We start from the raw sequence: 16,000 nt of genomic DNA, 5'->3' as shown, positions 1-16,000 counted from the left end.
GATGTCCGTCAAGACCACGTGTCCTTATTGCGGTGTCGGTTGTGGCGTCATCGCGTCGAAGGACGCGGCGGGCGCGGTCCGGGTCGAGGGCGACAAGCAGCACCCGGCCAATTTCGGCCGGCTGTGCAGCAAGGGCTCGGCGCTCGCCGAGACCATCGATCTCGAAGGACGTCTGCTCGAGCCGATGGTGGACGGCGCGCCGGCTGCGTGGGACGACGCGCTCGATCGCGTCGCCGACGGCTTCAGCCGCGTTATTCGCGAGCACGGGCCCGACGCGGTCGCGTTCTATGTCTCCGGCCAGTTGCTGACCGAGGACTATTACGTCATCAACAAGCTCGCCAAGGGTTTTGTCGGCACCGCCAATATCGACACCAATTCGCGGCTCTGCATGGCCTCCAGCGTCGCGGGGCACAAGCGCGCGTTCGGCAGCGATACCGTGCCCGGCTGCTACGACGATCTCGAGCAGGCCGACCTCCTGGTGCTGGTCGGCTCCAACGCCGCCTGGTGCCATCCGATCCTGCACCAGCGCATGCTGGCGGCAAAGGAGAAGAACCCGGCCTGCAAGATCGTGGTGATCGATCCGCGCCGCACCGCGACCTGCGAGGGCGCCGATCTGCATCTGCCGCTGCGCTCGGGTAGCGACAGCGTGCTGTTCAACGGGTTGTTCGCGTTCCTGGCCGGCAGCAATGCGGTCGATCGCGGCTTTGTCGGCAATTGCACGACGGGGGTCGTCGACGCGCTCAAGCAGGTGGGCGGCCAGACCGTGGCGCAGACCGCTGCGACCTGCGGCCTGACCGAAGGCGCGGTCGGGCTGTTCTTCGACTGGTTCACCCGGACCGAGCGTGTCGTCACGCTGTATTCGCAAGGCATCAACCAGTCGTCGAGCGGCGTCGACAAGGTCAACGCCATCATCAACTGCCATCTGTTGACCGGACGCATCGGGCGTCCCGGCATGGGCCCGTTCTCGCTCACCGGGCAGCCCAACGCGATGGGCGGCCGCGAGGTCGGCGGGCTCGCCAATCAGCTTGCCGCGCATATGGAGCTCGAAAACCCCGCGCATCGCGAGCTGGTGCAGCGGTTCTGGCGCGCGCCTGTGATTGCGGAGAAGGGCGGGTTGAAGGCGGTCGACATGTTCGACGCGATCGCCGACGGCCGCATCAAGGCGGTGTGGATCATCTCGACCAATCCGGTGGTGAGCCTGCCCGATGCCGATCGCGCACGGGCCGCGCTCGAGGCCTGCGAGCTCGTCGTGGTGACGGACTGCATGCGCGACACCGACACCACGCGCCATGCCGACGTGCTGCTGCCGGCGCTGGCGTGGGGCGAGAAGGATGGCACCGTCACTAATTCCGAGCGCCGGATCTCGCGGCAGCGGCCGTTCCTTGCCGCGCCGGGTGAGGCGCGCGCCGACTGGCGCATCATCTGCGACGTCGCCACGCGGATGGGTTACGCCGGCTTCGACTACGCGTCAGCCGCGGAGGTGTTCCGCGAGCACGCCGAACTGTCGGGCTTCGAGAATGGCGGCCGGCGCGATTTCGACATCTCGGCGCTGGCTGCGCTCGACGACGGCGCCTATGACGCGCTGGCGCCGGTGCAGTGGCCGGTGACGCCGGAGCATCCGGCCGGTACGCCGCGGATGTTCGAGAGCCAGACATTCTTCACACCCGACCGCAAGGCGCGCTTCGTGCCGGTCGCGCCGCGCGCCGCGCGCCACGCCACCAGCCGCGACTTTCCGCTGGTGCTCAACACCGGCCGCGTCCGCGATCAGTGGCACACCATGACCCGGACCGGCAAAACCGGACGGCTGCTGTCGCATGTCTTCGAGCCCTATGCCGAGTTTCATCCCGAGGATGCGCGGCAGGCCGGGCTGCAAAACGAAGGACTGGCGCGGCTGACCTCTGGCTGGGGCGAGATGATCGCGCGCGTCGTGGTCAGCGCCGATCAACGGCGCGGCTGCGTGTTCGTGCCGATGCATTGGAACGAGGAGTTCGCCGGCGAGGGACGCGTCAACGCGCTGGTCAATCCGGCGGTCGATCCACTGTCCGGCCAGCCGGAGTCGAAACACACGCCGGTGAAGGCCGATCCTTACGCGCCGAAATGGCACGCCTTCATCCTGAGCCGCGATGCGATCAAGCGTCCGGCGTCAGGCTATTGGGTTTACGGCAAGGCCGGCGACTGCACGCGGCTGGAGCTCGCGCTCGACGTTCGCCCGGAGAGCTGGCGCGACTGGGCGAGGGCGCAGCTCGGCCTCGACGGCGTTGAGATCGAGTGGATCGCCTACCGCGATCCGGCGGCGGGCCGCTTTCGCTATGCGGCGGTGCGCGACGGCCGGCTCGAAGGCTGCGTGTTCATCGCGCCCGATCACACGCTGCCGTCGCGGGCCTGGCTGACCGGGCTGTTCGCCGAACAGCAACTATCCGCCAATGCGCGGATGGCGCTGCTCGCGGGACGGCCGTTCGGCGCGGGCGAGGATGTCGGCCCGATCGTCTGCTCCTGCTTCAGCATCGGACGGCACCAGATCACCGCCGAGATCAAGAAGGGTGCCGACAGCGTCGATGCGATCGGCCGTTGCCTCAAAGCCGGCACCAATTGCGGCGGCTGCAAGCCCGAGATCGGCAAGCTGATCGGCGCCACTGCGCAGCCGCGGCAGGCGGCGATCGCGTCCTGAAGTCCCGCTATTGGCGCGATGCCTCCTTCAGCATGATCTCCGCGCAAACGCTTGTCGCGAGGGAAAACCGCTTCCCACTTTTCCGGATCATGCTCTAGCAACCCCGGCAGATGCTCTTCAGCCTGGTGTTGAGCAGACGGTCCTCCTCGTCGGAGGATGCCTTGGTGTAGGCGTCGTCACCGTGCCGCTTGCCGGAAGCCAATCCGCCGCCGCGATGTGCGCCGCCGGCATGCACGCCGTGCAAGCCGCCATGGCCGTGGCAGCTACGCGCATCCACCGGCGGCATGGCGGCCGCAAGCAACGTCAGCAGCAGCCCGACCGTCGTGATCGTCCGCATGGTGTCCTCCTCGTCGCGGTAAAATACCGCTGATGCTGAGGCAAATCGCTGTCAGGCCTGTTCACAATTTCGCGTGGCGGCAATCGGCCCGCTTCCCGCGGCGGGTTCCCCGGGGACGTGGCCGGTGCGCCGCACATAGGCCGCCCGGGGATGGCTTCATGCCGACAATGCAGTGCTCGCGGCAGCAAAATGGTGTATCGGCAAGCTCTGGCGCCGAGAGACATCGCTAGGACGCGGTCCGGCGCCGGATAATCAAGATTTAGCAAGATATCGGAGGAATGCTTCATGTCGGCTCTGCCACTTTCGGGCATCAAGATTCTCGACCTGACGCGGGTGCTCGCGGGCCCGCTGTCGGCCCAGATGCTGGCGGATCTCGGCGCCGAGGTGATCAAGATCGAGCGGCCCGGCGGCGGCGATGATGCCCGCGCCTTTGGCCCGCCCTATCTCAGTGATCCCGAAGGCAAGGCGAACAACAACAATTCGTTCTACCTCTGCGCCAACCGCAACAAGAAGTCCGTCACGGTCAACATCGCCAAGCCGGAAGGGCAGGCGATCATCCGCGAACTCGCCAAGTCGGTCGACGTGATGATGGAGAACTACAAGGTCGGCGACCTCAAGCGCTACGGCCTCGACTACGAGACCATCAAGAAGATCAATCCCGGCATCATCTATTGCTCGGTCACCGGCTTCGGCCAGACCGGCCCGTACGCCACGCGCGCCGGCTATGACGCCATCCTGCAGGCGATGGGCGGCCTGATGAGCGTGACCGGCCATATCGACGGTGAGCCCGGTGCGGGCCCGATGAAGGTCGGCCCCTCGATCGTCGACTACATGACCGGCATGAACACCTCGATCGGCATCCTGTCGGCGCTGTACCATCGCGACGCCAACAACGGGGAAGGGCAGCATGTCGACGTCTGCCTGTTCGACACCGTGATCGCCTCGCTGTCGCACTGGCTGCAGATCTACCTCGTCAACGGCAACATGCCGCCGCGCCGCGGCACCTGGGGCAATGGCGGCATGCCGGCCGGCGTGTTTCGCTGCACCGACGGCGAATTGATGCTGGTGGTCGGCAATGACGGCCAGTTCCAGCGCACTTGCGCCGTGCTCGGCGAACCCGAACTCGCGAACGACAAGCGCTTCGTCAAGAACAACGACCGTGTCGTGCACGGCAAGGAGATCATGGCGATCTTCGCCGGCCTGTTCCTGAAGCAGCCGGTCGCCTACTGGCTCGAAAAGCTCGAGGAGGCAGGCGTGCCGTCCGGACCGATCAACAATTTCGAGCAGGTGTTCAGCGACCCGCACGTGCAATCGCGCGGCATGCGGGTCAAGGTCGATCATCCTTTCGAGCCGAACCTGTCGCTGATCCGCAACGCGCTGACCTTCTCGGGCACCCCGATCACCGACTACCGCGCCCCGCCGCTGCTTGGCGCCGACACCAAGGACGTGCTGGCGACCATCGGCTACGACGACGCCAAGGTCGAAGGCCTGAAGGCGCAGGGGATTTTGTAGGCGCTGACAAGCCTTGGGGCCGCTACGCTGCTGGTCCGTCATCCTGAGGAGCGCGTAGCGCGTCTCGAAGGATGAACGGCCCGGCTGGTGGCCGTTCATCCTTCGAGGCTCGCTCCGCTCGCACCTCAGGATGACGGGGCGGGGGCGGGCAGCGTCTGCTAAGACACTTCGATCCGTATCGAAGCATCATTGACACCCGCCTGCTAGATTGGCGCCATCGATCCCTCATCGAAGGTACCAATCATGAAACGGGAAGTGATCCGCGTCGAACCGATCTCAAGCTGGCTGGAGCGCTGGAAGGCGCCGGCGTCGGCGGTCACGCGCGCGGGCAACATGGTGTTCGTCTCCGGCCTGCCGCCGTTCGATCCGGCAACCGGCGAGATCGCCACTAGTGCCTCGATCTAGCGGCAGAGCGAGCTCGTGATGGAGCAGCTCAGGCAGTGTCTTGAAGCGGCCGGCGCGTCGTTCGACAACGTGATGAAGTGCAACATCTTCTGCACCTCGGCCAAACACTTCGCCACCTTCAATACAATCTATCGAAAATACTTCGCGGATGACCTGCCGGCGCGGATCTTCGTCTGCATCCCGGAATGGACCGGGCCGTTCGACATCGAGATCGATTGCATCGCGATGGTGTGAGGGCGGTCACGCTCCGCTCCTGTCTTAAATCCGTGCAATTTGTAATTGTAGTCTCCCGGTTTTCACCGGGAGATGATCCGATGCCGGAAGTTGCCCTGCGCTATCTCCACATTCTCATCGCGATGATTGCCTTGGCCGCCGGCGGCCCGGCGCGCGCCCAGACCGGCACGCCGGTTGATCCAAAGCCCGTAGATCCAAGACTCGGTTGCGACAAGGCCGGCGCCGCGCCGCCGGTCGACCTCGGCGAGCCCGACAATATCGATCTGTTCAAGCGGCGGCTGCTGGCCTATCGCTGCACCGCCTATGAGAACGATATCGCCGAAGTGCTCGGCAAGGCGCGGCAATGGGTGGCGGCGCGCGCTGGCGAAGTCCAGCGTCCGGCCATCGTGCTCGATATCGACGAGACGTCGCTGTTCAACTGGCCCCGCATCTACCAGGACGACTACGCCTACATCCCTAATGTCCCGGGCGGCCACTGCGATTTCGCCGAGATCGGCGATCCCTGCGGCGACCTCGACTGGCAGCAGAGCGCGCGCGCCGTGGCGATCGGCCCGACGCTGCAGCTCTACAAGCTCGCCCGCTGCATCGACCAGGCCGCTTCCTGCACCAAGGTCGAGGTGTTCTTCGTTACCGGGCGGCGCGAGAAGGCGCACAACAACGAGATGGCGAGCGCCTGGACGCTGCGCAATCTTCAGCTCGCGGGCTTCGACGGCATCGCGCGCGATCACCTCTATATGCGCGACCCGGCCTCGACCGGCTCGGTCAGCATCCACAAGACCGCGGCGCGCACGGCGATCGAAGCCAAGGGCTTCGTCATCATCGCCAATGTCGGCGACCAGAAGAGCGATCTCGTCGGCGACGACAAGGGCGCGCACGCCGAGATGATTTTCAAGGTGCCGAACCCGTTCTACTTCATCGACTAGAGCGTTTTCGAGCGAAGTGGATACCGGTTCGCGTGAAGAAAACGCGTCAAGACAAGAAGCCGGAGCCCCGTTTCGATTCTATCGGAACGGGGCCGCGCCGTTGCGCCGTGGCTCACAGATCCTGCCGCGTCAGGCGGCCGTGCACCAGGACCGGCCGCGCGGCCGGCTTGTTCGGCACGTCGCCCATCGTCAGCGCCATCACCGAGACGGTGACCACGCGATCGATGATGGCGCGGACGTCGTCGAGATCGCATTTGCCCTCGGACAGCCGCAGCAGCCGTTCCTTCTCGCGGATGGTATGATGCGCCATCGCCAGCGCGAAGTGCAGGCCCCAGTACAGTTCGGTGTCGTCGCGGCCCGGCATCGCGCGGCGCATCGCGGCGGCGAATTTGCGCAAATGATCGACTTCGCGATTCTTGATGCGGCGGATCGGCGGCACGGATTCGATCGAGGCGCGGATCATGAAGCGCGCCGCGGTCGAGCCTTCGCGATCCGGCCCGAGGCAGCCGCGCAAAGTGGGGCCGACGAGGGCGCGCATGATGTCCTCGATCGCGGCGCGTCCGCCGCCGGCTTCCTCCGCGGCCTTCAATTCGTTGAGACGCTCGCGGTTGGTCTGGATGCTGCGGGTGACGAACAGCTCCGCGATCAATTCGTCCTTGGAGCCGAAATGATAGTTCACCGCCGCGAGGTTGACGTTCGCCTCCGCGACGATGTCGCGCAGCGTGACGTCGCCGAAGCCGCGGTCGGCATAGAGCCGCTCGGCGGCGGCGAGAATGGCGGATCGGGTCTGGTCGCTGGCCATGGCTGAGAGCCTTTCCGTTATTCCGCGGTACGCCGGGGAACGACGAAGACGACAGGGAGTTGCATTTCAAACATTTGTATGAAACTATCGTTTGAAGAGCCGGAAATGTCAATCCGCTGATCGCGGGGCGGCGCTCTGGCACACCACCGCCGCCGTTCCGCGAACGCCCTTGCGAGCCGCGGAGGCGGGGTCAACAATGTTGCCCAAAAGGCCAAGGCTCAAAGCCCAAAGGCTCAAAGTCCAAGGCTCAAACGGCAAGGCCCAAGCCCAAGTCTAGGAAACGAGGAGCGTCCCATGGATTTCACGATGTCGCCCAAGCAGAAGGAGTGGCTGGAGCGCGTTCAGGCTTTCATGACAACGCATATCCGCCCGGCGGTGCCGATCTACGAGAAGCAGGACGCCGAAGGCCCGCGCTGGAAGGTGATCCCGATCCTCGAGGATCTGAAGAAGAAGGCGAAGGCCGAAGGCCTCTGGAACATGTTCATGCCGCCGTCCTCGCATGAGGATGACGAATTCCACGGCGCGGGACTGACCAATCTCGAATACGCGCTGCTGTCGGAAGAGATGGGCCACATCTCCTGGGCGTCGGAAGTGTTCAACTGCTCCGCCCCCGATACCGGCAACATGGAAGTGTTCATCCGCTACGGCACCAAGGAGCAGAAGCGCAAATGGCTGCGCCCGCTGATGGACGGCGAGATCCGCTCCGCCTTCCTGATGACCGAGCCGGCGGTCGCTTCGTCTGACGCCACCAACATCGAGACCCGCATCGAGAAGGACGGCGATCACTACGTCATCAACGGCCGCAAATGGTGGTCGTCCGGCGTCGGCGATCCGCGCTGCAAGATCGCGATCCTGATGGGCAAGACCGACTTCAACGCCGCCAAGCATCAGCAGCAGTCGCAGATCCTGGTGCCGCTCGACACCCCCGGCATCAAGGTCGAGAAGATGCTGCCGGTGTTCGGCTTCGACGATGCGCCGCACGGCCACGCCCAGGTGCTGCTCGAGAACGTCCGCGTGCCGAAGGAAAACATCCTGCTCGGCGAGGGCCGCGGCTTCGAGATCGCGCAGGGCCGTCTCGGTCCGGGCCGCATCCATCACTGCATGCGCACCATCGGCCAGGCCGAGGAAGCGCTGGAGAAGATGGTGAAGCGGCTCGCCTCGCGCACCGCGTTCGGCAAGAAGATCATCGAGCATTCGGTCTGGGAGCAGCGCATCGGCGAGGCCCGCACCGACATCGAGATGAACCGTTTGCTGTGCCTCAAGGCCGCCGACATGATGGACAAGGTCGGCAACAAGACCGCGCAGGCCGAGATCGCGATGATCAAGGTTGCTGCTCCGAACATGGCGCTGAAGATCATCGACCAGGCGATCCAGGCGTTTGGCGGCGGCGGCGTCTCCGACGACGCTGGGCTCGCCAAGGCCTATGCCCACATCCGCACGCTCCGTCTCGCCGACGGTCCGGACGAGGTGCACAATCGCGCCATTGCCAGGCTCGAAGTTCGGAAGTATGCAAACACGTCGCACTGAGCATGACGCGGAACGCATGGCGTTCGCGCTGACATCGTGCTCAGAATGAAAAAGAGAAATCAGGCTGGCGTGCCAGCCTGATCGCGGGAGCGCCCCAACGCGCTCCTTGAAAAATCGAGTTGAGGGAGCGTCATCGTGGCGGACGGCGTCAGGAAAGACGAAGAATTTTCCGGAACACGGGAAGTCGAGGAGCGCCATCGTGTCAACGAGGCGAACCTCGACGCCTGGATGAAGGAACACGTCGAGGGCTATCAGGGTCCGCTCAAGGTCCTGCAGTTCAAGGGTGGCCAGTCCAACCCGACCTACAAGCTCGAAACCCCCGGCCGCAACTACGTGATGCGCCGCCGGCCGTTCGGTAAACTGTTGCCGTCGGCCCATGCGGTGGATCGCGAGTTCCGCGTCATCGCTGCGCTCGGCAAACAGAATTTCCCGGTCGCGAAAGCCTACGCGCTGTGCACCGACGATGCGGTGATCGGCTCGGCCTTCTACATCATGTCGATGGAGGAGGGGCGGGTGTTCTGGGATCCGACACTGCCGAGCCAGGACGCCGACGCACGCCGCGAGATCTTCACCAGCAAGATCGAGACGCTGGCGAAGCTGCACGTCCTCGATCCCGAAAAGATCGGCCTCGGCGATTTCGGCAAGCCTGGCAATTATTTTGCGCGGCAGGTCGACCGCTGGACCAAGCAGTATCGCGCGTCCGAAACGCAGCACATTCCGGAATTCGAGAAGCTCGCGGAGTGGCTGCCGAAGACGGTGCCGGAACAGAAGCGCGTCTCGGTCGTGCATGGCGACTATCGCCTCGACAACATGATCTTCCACGCCACCGAGCCGCGGGTGCAGGCCGTGCTCGACTGGGAGTTGTCGACGCTCGGCGATCCCATGGCCGACTTCACCTATCTGTTGATGCAGTGGACCATGCCGGGCCTCGCCAATGCCGACCTCAAGGCGTTGAACATTCCGAGTCAGGACGAGGCGGCGCAGATCTACTGCAACGTCACCGGCATGGCCGTGCCGGATCTCAACTGGTACTTCTCCTACAATCTGTTCCGCCTCGCCGGCATCACGCAGGGCATTGCGGGCCGCGTCCGCGACGGCACCGCCGCGAATGCCAAGGCGCTGGAGTCGGCCGCGCGAACCGTGCCGCTGTCGAAGGCGTCATGGGAATACGCGCAGAAGGCCGGCGCGATCTGACACGAAACGCAGCGCGATCCCCCAGGGTCGCGCTGCTTTCTTTCTTAACCTCGCCCCGCTTGCGGGGAGAGGTCGTATCGCATCGAAGATGCGATACGGGTGAGGGGGAGTTTCCACAGATCGTCTGTCACCGTTTGCGCGGATGCAGCCCCTCACCCCAACCCTCTCCCCGCAAGAGCGGGGCGAGGGAGCAGAGGGCCAGCGCTTCTGCGTCATGCGGCATGTTTCCACATTGTAGTCATCTGTGACTTGAGTTCGCAGCGCCGCTTTGGCAAGTCAGTCCGGTCAACGCCCGCCCTGGTCCTGATCGGACATTTTCATTTGCCCCTTTCCTCGAATCTTCGCGGCAGCCTGTTCATGGCTGCGGCCATGGCCAGCTTCACGGTCAACGACACCATTACCAAGGCGGTGTCGGCGGAGCTCAATATCGGGGAGATCCTGCTGGTCCGCGGCCTGGTCGCGATGGTGCTGGTCGCGGCACTCGCCTGGTACCGCGACGCGCTGCGCAGTTTTGCCGCGCTGTTGATCTGGCCGGTCGGATTGCGCGTGATCGGCGAGATCGGCGGCACGCTGACCTATCTGTCGGCGATCGCACAGATCCCGCTCGCCAACGCCTCGGCGATCTTCCAGGCGCTGCCGCTGGTCATCACGCTCGGCGCGGCGCTGGTGTTCGGCGAGCCGGTCGGCTGGCGGCGCTGGCTTGCGATCGCGGCCGGCTTCATCGGCGTGCTGGTGATCGTCCGGCCCGGCGCAGAGGGCTTCAGCCAGGCCGCGCTGCTGGCGCTGGCGTCGGTCGGTTTCTGCGCGGTGCGCGATCTCGCAACCCGCCGCATCCCAAAGAACCTGCCGACCGTGTTCATCACCCTGCTCACCACCGTGACGGTGACGACGGCGGGCGCCGCCGTGCTGGTGCCGCTCGGTGGTTGGAAGCCGCCGTCCGGCCATGCCCTCGGACTGCTCGCCTTCGCCGCGGTGCTGATCCTGATCGGCTATCAATGCATCATCGTGTCGCTGCGCACCGGCGACATCTCGGCGGTGGCGCCGTTCCGTTACACCGCGCTGCTGTGGGCGATGCTGACCGGCTATCTCGCCTTCGGCCACAAGCCCGACGGCGCGATGCTCGCGGGTGCTACGATCATCGTGGCCTCCGGCCTCTACGCGTTCTACCGCGAGCGCAAGCGCGACAAGCTCCGCCCCGCCGCAACCGGGCCGGGCCTGCCGCCGGATGGGCTGTGAGGTTCGCTCGCGCTCAATCCATCCCATGCGAGTTGCATGCTCATTCTACCGGGGGTAGAGTTGTGGGATGTCAGACCTTGATTTATCGAGTGACCCTCGGTGGCGCCGACTCTGGGAGCGGCCTTGGCGCTGCGATTCATGCGGGGACGAGCACTACGGAATTTTTCATCTCGCATGCGGCAAGCCGGCGCAATTTCCCGGACCCGAGGAGTTGGCGCCCAACCACGCCCTCCATCTCAGTGGTGATTTTCTCTCGGAAGATTTCTGCGTACGCGACGGCGAGCACTTCTTCGTGCGCTCCGTGCTGGAACTGCCGATCATCGGCAGTGACGACAAGCGGTTCGGCTTCGGCGTGTGGACGACGCTGTCGCGCGAAAATTTCGAGCGGTATATCGCGACTTTCGACAGTGGCGAGCAGGACGGCCTGGGGCCGTGGTTCGGGTGGTTCTCGAACTGTCTGAACGGCTATCCCGAGACGCTCAATCTCAAATGCCAGGTCCATCCCAAGAGCGGCCGCCAACGGCCACAGATCGAGTTGGAGCCGACTGAACACCCATTGGCGGTCGAGCAGAGGCTCGGAGTCACCTTTGATCGGGTACTCGAGATTTACACGATCAACGGACATGACATCCGCCGGTCGTTGACCGATTGACGGTCTGGTTTGTTGCGACCCAGTACGACGGGTTACGCCTTCGGCTAACTCGCCCCACGGAGTCTCGGCATCACGTCGCGCAATGCGCGATCAGCCGCGCGACAAAATCCCCGCAGGCCTCGAGCTGCGACATCTCGACGAATTCATCCGGCGTGTGGGCCTGCGCGATCGCGCCGGGACCGACCACGACCGACGGCACGTCCGCCATGCTGACGAACAGGCCGGCCTCGGTGCCGAAGGCGACCTTGGCGTGGTCGTTGCGGCCGGCGAGCTGTTTTGCCAACGTGACCACCGGATCATCTGCCGCCGTATCAAGCGCGGGGTAGTCGAGGATTTCCTCGAAGTCGATGCCGCATTCGGGATGCTGCCGGCGCATCCGGGGCTCGATCTCGGCCTTCGCCCAGGCGATGATCGCATCCGTCACTTGCCTCGACTCGGTGATGCCGATGCCGCGGCATTCGAACTCCACGGCGCAATGGTCGGGCACGATGTTCAGCGCGGCGCCGCCGCGAACGATGCTGGTGAGCAGGGTCGAGTGCGGGACGTCGTAGAGGCTGCTCTGTTCGGCACCCGCAGCCAGCAACGCAGCGCGGCGGCGGATCTCCATGATCAGCTCGGCCGCATATTCGATGGCGTTGACGCCGTCGGGCGCGATCGAGGAATGGCGGGCGAGCCCGCGGAACGTGGCGCGCACGCCGTACTTGCCCTTGTGGCCGATGATCACCTGCATCCGGGTCGGCTCGCCGACGAAGCAGCCGAGCGGCCTGACCGGCTTGCGTGCGACCTCGCGCAGCATCGGGCGCACGCCGACGCAACCGATCTCCTCGTCATAGGAGATCGCAAGATTGATCGGCGTCTTCAGGTCGGCCGCGAGCATTTCCGGAACCATCGCGAGACAGACCGCGACAAAGCCTTTCATGTCGGTGGTGCCGCGGCCGTAGAGCTTCCCGTCGCGCTCGACGAGCTCGAACGGATTGTGGCTCCAGTCCTGTCCCGCGACCGGCACGACATCGGTATGCCCCGACAGCACCAGCCCGGCCTTGTCCTCGGGGCCGACCGTGACCCAGAGCGAGGACTTCTGCCCGGTCTCATCGACAATGCGCTGGCTGCTGACGCCAAGCGAAGCAAGATAGCGCTCGATGTAATCGATCAGCGGCAAATTGCTGCGGTCGCTGACCGTGTCGAAGGCGACGAGGTCGGCGAGAAGTTTGCGGATGCGGTCGGGACGTGGGCTTTGCATGGATAGGGCCGTGAGCGGGAATGGATCACGCGCGACCATAGCAACGAAACTGTGAAAGGGAAAAGAATGCGGAGCCCCGGGTGAGTGAAGGCGAGACCCGTCAATTGATGGAACAACGAGTCCCTTCAACAACATCCGCCGCGGAGTATGGGTCCCGGCTTTCACCGGGACGACTCGCGGAAAAGCCGTGTTCTCACTCGTCATCGCCCGGCTCGCCGCCTCCGCTAAAGCTTCGGCGCGCCGGGGATTCGTGGGCCTCGTCGAAGCCTTGGCGAAGGCGGGACCGGGCGATCCAGTACGCCGCGGCCATCGGTTCAATAACGACTGCCTCTGTAATACTGGATCACCCGCGGGTGATGACACCGCGTGTTTGAATCGAGAACCATCCTCATCGTCGTCCCGGCGAAGGCCGGGACCCATAACCACCGATGGTCATTGTTGAACGATGCTGGAACGACGAGTCCCTTTCACGATACCTGCCGCGGCGTATGGGTCCCGGCCTGCGCCGGGACGACGGTGGTGAACGTGGCGCCGTTATCACGTCATCCGGACCTAGCCGGCACGGCGAACGGAGACCGCCCTTGTTAAATCGGCTTGCCCGTATACGGCATCGACGCGGTGAGGCCGCCGTCGACCGGGATCGCCTGGCCGTTGACGTAAGACGCCTCGTCGCTTGCCAGGAACAATCCCATCGCCGCGAGCTCGTGGGGCTGGCCGGGGCGCTTCAGCGGATTGAGCTGGCCGATCTTGTCCTGGGTGCCGCGCTCCTTGGCGCGATCGAACACCGGCTTGGTCATGCCGGTCTCGATCAGGCCCGGGCAGATCGCATTGATGCGCACGCCGGTGCCGGAGAGCGAGTAGGCGGTGGTCTGCACCAGGCTGATGACGCCGGCCTTGCTCGCGCCGTAGGGATGCCCGCTGGCGCCGGACTTCAACCCCGCGACGGAGGCGGTGCAGACGATCGAACCGTGGCCCTGCTTGGTCATGTACGGAATCGAATGCTTGATCGCGAGGAACGGGCCGATCAGATTGACGCGCAGCACCTCCTGCCAATGTTCCGGAGTCTGGTCGGCGAGCGGAACGAGGCCGCCGCTGACGCCGGCATTGGCCCAGATCGCGTCGAGCTTGCCGTATTTTGCGACGGCCTTGTCGATGAAGGCCTTCACGTCGCTCTCCGAGCCGGCGTCCGCAGTGACGGCCTCGACCGTGCCGCCGGCATCGCGCACGAGCTTGGCGGTCTCGTTGACGCCATCGGTGCGATCGACCGCGATCAGCTTGGCGCCTTCCCTGGTGAACAGCAGCGAGGCCGCGCGGCCGATGCCGCTGCCTGCGCCGGTGATGATGACGGATTTGCCTTCGAGGCGGCCCATGAGATTCTCCCTGTTCACATGATCCGTGGCACGCCTGCCGCGCGACGGAATTCAAACAAAATTTCAAACGTCAGAAGCACTTGAGACGATGTGCGGCGTGACGTACAGCGTGACGGGACACTATTGGAGGGCTCATCCGATGTCCAATCCAGAGAAGCCTAACGTGACGGTGACGCGGTGGTGGTGGGTTCGTCATGCGCCGGTGCGCAGCGACGGCGGCAACATCTACGGGCAGGAGGATATCGACTGCGACACCAGCGATGTCGAAGTGTTCGAGGCTGTCGCAAAGATGTTGCCGCGCAACGCCGTGTGGCATTCGAGCAATCTGAAGCGCACGCACAAGACGGCGGAAGCGATCTGGGCCGCCGGTTTCCCGAAGCCCGACAGCATGACGCAGGAGCGCGACTTTGCCGAGCTGCATCTCGGCCGGTGGCAGGGCATGAACCGCGCCGCGTTTCTCGCCAGCCGTCCGCCGGGCAATCTCTGGTTCGCCGACGTCAACGAGCCGGCACCCGGCGGCGAGAGTTTCATGGATCTCTACACCCGCGTCTGTCGCACCATCGTGCGGATCACGGCTGCGGAAGCCGGCAAGGACATCATCGCAGTCGGCCATGGCGGCGTGATCCGGGCCGCGGTCGGTCTTGCGCTTGGCGGCCAGCCGGACCGCGGTCTGTCTTTCGACATCGACAATGTCTCGGTGACGCGGCTCGATCACATTGCGGCGCCCAACGTATCGATGTGGCGGCTGCCGATGGTGAATCAGCAGCCCTGGATCGCCGATCCTCGCCACGCCGCAATGCATCAGCCGTCCGGGCCAGAGGTGCGGCCGGCGAGCAAGCTTGCGTGATCGCGCTATCGCAATACGACAACGCTGCTTAAGCTCAACACAGAATTCAAACACCTTACATCAGGGAGAGAAACATGACCTTGTTCGACATGAAGGGAAAAGTCGCCGTCATCACCGGCTCGACGCGCGGCATCGGGCGCGCGATCGCCGAGCGGATGGCCGAGCACGGCGCCAAGGTCGTGATCTCCTCGCGCAAGGCCGATGTCTGCGAAGAGGTGGCTGACGAGATCAACGCCAGCTATGGCAAGGGTACCGCGGTCGCGATCGCGGCCAACATCTCCTCGAAGGAAAACCTGCAGAATCTGGTCGATGAGAGCAACCGCGCCTTCGGCAAGATCGACGTGCTGGTCTGCAACGCTGCATCCAATCCATATTACGGCCCGCTCGCCGGCATCTCCGACGATCAGTTCAGAAAGATCCTCGACAACAACATCGTCGCCAACAACTGGCTGATCTCGATGGTGGTGCCGCAGATGATCGAGCGCAAGGACGGTTCGATCATCATCGTCTCGTCGATCGGCGGCCTGAAGGGCTCGACCATCCTCGGCGCCTACGCGATCTCGAAGGCCGCCGACATGCAGCTCGCGCGCAACCTTGCCTGCGAATACGGCAAGCACAATATCCGCGTGAACTGCATCGCGCCGGGCCTGATCAAGACCGACTTCGCCAAGGCGCTGTGGGACAATCCGGACAATCTGAAGGCCTCGACCGCGCGCTCGCCGCTGCTGCGCATCGGCGTGCCCGACGAAATCGCGGGCGCAGCCGTGATGATGGGCTCGCGCGCCGGTGACTTCATGACCGGCCAGACCATCGTGATCGACGGCGGCGCGACGATTAGCTGAGATCGTCGTTGGTGCGCAGAGCACACCACACATTCAACTCGTCATCACCCGCGAAAGCGGGTGATCCAGTATTCCAGAGGCTGTCGTTATTGAGCCGTTGGGCCGCGGCGTACTGGATCGCCCGGTCCCGTCTCCGCCCAAGGCTTCGACGAGGCCATGCATCCCCGGCGCGCCGAAGCTTCAGCGGAGGCGGCGAGCCGGGCGATGACAG

General features: G+C 64.6%; 13 protein-coding genes and 1 pseudogene. 10 read left to right on the top strand and 4 right to left on the bottom strand.

Going from position 1 to position 16,000, the window contains the following annotated elements:
• Window position 1: 1 nt before the first annotated feature.
• Window positions 2-2,668 (top strand): molybdopterin-dependent oxidoreductase, encoded by a 2,667-nt coding sequence (locus QMZ05_RS09290; RefSeq protein ID WP_353700485.1) that lies wholly within the window; start codon window positions 2-4, stop codon window positions 2,666-2,668.
• Window positions 2,669-2,762: 94 nt separating this feature from the next.
• On the opposite strand, the gene QMZ05_RS09285 is transcribed toward QMZ05_RS09290, so the two are convergent.
• The gene (locus tag QMZ05_RS09285) at window positions 2,763-3,005 is read right to left on the bottom strand and encodes a hypothetical protein (RefSeq protein WP_353700484.1); all 243 of its coding nucleotides are present in this window, start codon (window positions 3,003-3,005) and stop codon (window positions 2,763-2,765) included.
• A gap of 285 nt (window positions 3,006-3,290) precedes the next feature.
• On the opposite strand from QMZ05_RS09285, the gene QMZ05_RS09280 reads away from it, so the two are divergent.
• The 3 genes and pseudogenes from QMZ05_RS09280 to QMZ05_RS09270 all read left to right on the top strand — a co-directional run bounded on the left by QMZ05_RS09280 (window position 3,291) and on the right by QMZ05_RS09270 (window position 6,079).
• Window positions 3,291-4,517: a CaiB/BaiF CoA-transferase family protein gene (locus QMZ05_RS09280; protein WP_146991499.1), complete on the top strand. Its 1,227-nt coding sequence runs from the start codon at window positions 3,291-3,293 to the stop codon at window positions 4,515-4,517.
• A gap of 243 nt (window positions 4,518-4,760) precedes the next feature.
• Window positions 4,761-5,156: pseudogene (locus QMZ05_RS09275) on the top strand (Rid family hydrolase).
• Window positions 5,157-5,236: 80 nt separating this feature from the next.
• Window positions 5,237-6,079: an HAD family acid phosphatase gene (locus QMZ05_RS09270; protein WP_353700483.1), complete on the top strand. Its 843-nt coding sequence runs from the start codon at window positions 5,237-5,239 to the stop codon at window positions 6,077-6,079.
• Window positions 6,080-6,191: 112 nt separating this feature from the next.
• On the opposite strand, the gene QMZ05_RS09265 is transcribed toward QMZ05_RS09270, so the two are convergent.
• On the bottom strand, window positions 6,192-6,881 hold the full coding sequence (locus QMZ05_RS09265) for a TetR/AcrR family transcriptional regulator (protein ID WP_353700482.1): 690 nt from the start codon (window positions 6,879-6,881) through the stop codon (window positions 6,192-6,194).
• A 294-nt stretch (window positions 6,882-7,175) separates the two neighbouring features.
• On the opposite strand from QMZ05_RS09265, the gene QMZ05_RS09260 reads away from it, so the two are divergent.
• From QMZ05_RS09260 to QMZ05_RS09245, 4 genes are all read left to right on the top strand, one after another.
• Window positions 7,176-8,408, top strand: coding sequence for an acyl-CoA dehydrogenase family protein (locus tag QMZ05_RS09260; RefSeq protein ID WP_353700481.1), 1,233 nt, complete (start codon window positions 7,176-7,178; stop codon window positions 8,406-8,408).
• Window positions 8,409-8,543: 135 nt separating this feature from the next.
• Window positions 8,544-9,602 (top strand): phosphotransferase family protein, encoded by a 1,059-nt coding sequence (locus tag QMZ05_RS09255; protein ID WP_353700480.1) that lies wholly within the window; start codon window positions 8,544-8,546, stop codon window positions 9,600-9,602.
• A 321-nt stretch (window positions 9,603-9,923) separates the two neighbouring features.
• Window positions 9,924-10,838: a DMT family transporter gene (locus QMZ05_RS09250; RefSeq protein WP_353700479.1), complete on the top strand. Its 915-nt coding sequence runs from the start codon at window positions 9,924-9,926 to the stop codon at window positions 10,836-10,838.
• Between the two features lie 67 nt (window positions 10,839-10,905).
• The gene (locus QMZ05_RS09245) at window positions 10,906-11,490 is read left to right on the top strand and encodes a DUF2199 domain-containing protein (protein ID WP_353700478.1); all 585 of its coding nucleotides are present in this window, start codon (window positions 10,906-10,908) and stop codon (window positions 11,488-11,490) included.
• A 70-nt stretch (window positions 11,491-11,560) separates the two neighbouring features.
• On the opposite strand, the gene argE is transcribed toward QMZ05_RS09245, so the two are convergent.
• Together argE and QMZ05_RS09235 are read right to left on the bottom strand one after the other, a co-directional pair.
• Entirely contained in the window at window positions 11,561-12,730 is a 1,170-nt protein-coding gene (gene argE, locus QMZ05_RS09240) for an acetylornithine deacetylase (protein WP_353700477.1), read from the bottom strand.
• 584 nt (window positions 12,731-13,314) lie between these two features.
• Window positions 13,315-14,100: an SDR family oxidoreductase gene (locus tag QMZ05_RS09235; RefSeq protein WP_353700476.1), complete on the bottom strand. Its 786-nt coding sequence runs from the start codon at window positions 14,098-14,100 to the stop codon at window positions 13,315-13,317.
• A gap of 139 nt (window positions 14,101-14,239) precedes the next feature.
• Between QMZ05_RS09235 and QMZ05_RS09230 the strand changes: the two genes are divergently transcribed.
• Together QMZ05_RS09230 and QMZ05_RS09225 are read left to right on the top strand one after the other, a co-directional pair.
• Window positions 14,240-14,947, top strand: coding sequence for a histidine phosphatase family protein (locus QMZ05_RS09230; RefSeq protein WP_353700475.1), 708 nt, complete (start codon window positions 14,240-14,242; stop codon window positions 14,945-14,947).
• A 74-nt stretch (window positions 14,948-15,021) separates the two neighbouring features.
• A complete protein-coding gene (locus QMZ05_RS09225; protein ID WP_353700474.1) occupies window positions 15,022-15,789 on the top strand; it encodes an SDR family oxidoreductase in 768 nt (255 codons plus the stop codon).
• The last annotated feature ends 211 nt before the right edge of the window (window positions 15,790-16,000 follow it).

The sequence above is a fragment of the Bradyrhizobium sp. INPA03-11B genome (assembly GCF_040446015.1).
GTDB lineage: Bacteria > Pseudomonadota > Alphaproteobacteria > Rhizobiales > Xanthobacteraceae > Bradyrhizobium > Bradyrhizobium macuxiense_A.
The sequence above is the reverse complement of the archived record's forward strand: the minus strand, read 5'-3'. Positions and strand labels throughout refer to the sequence as shown.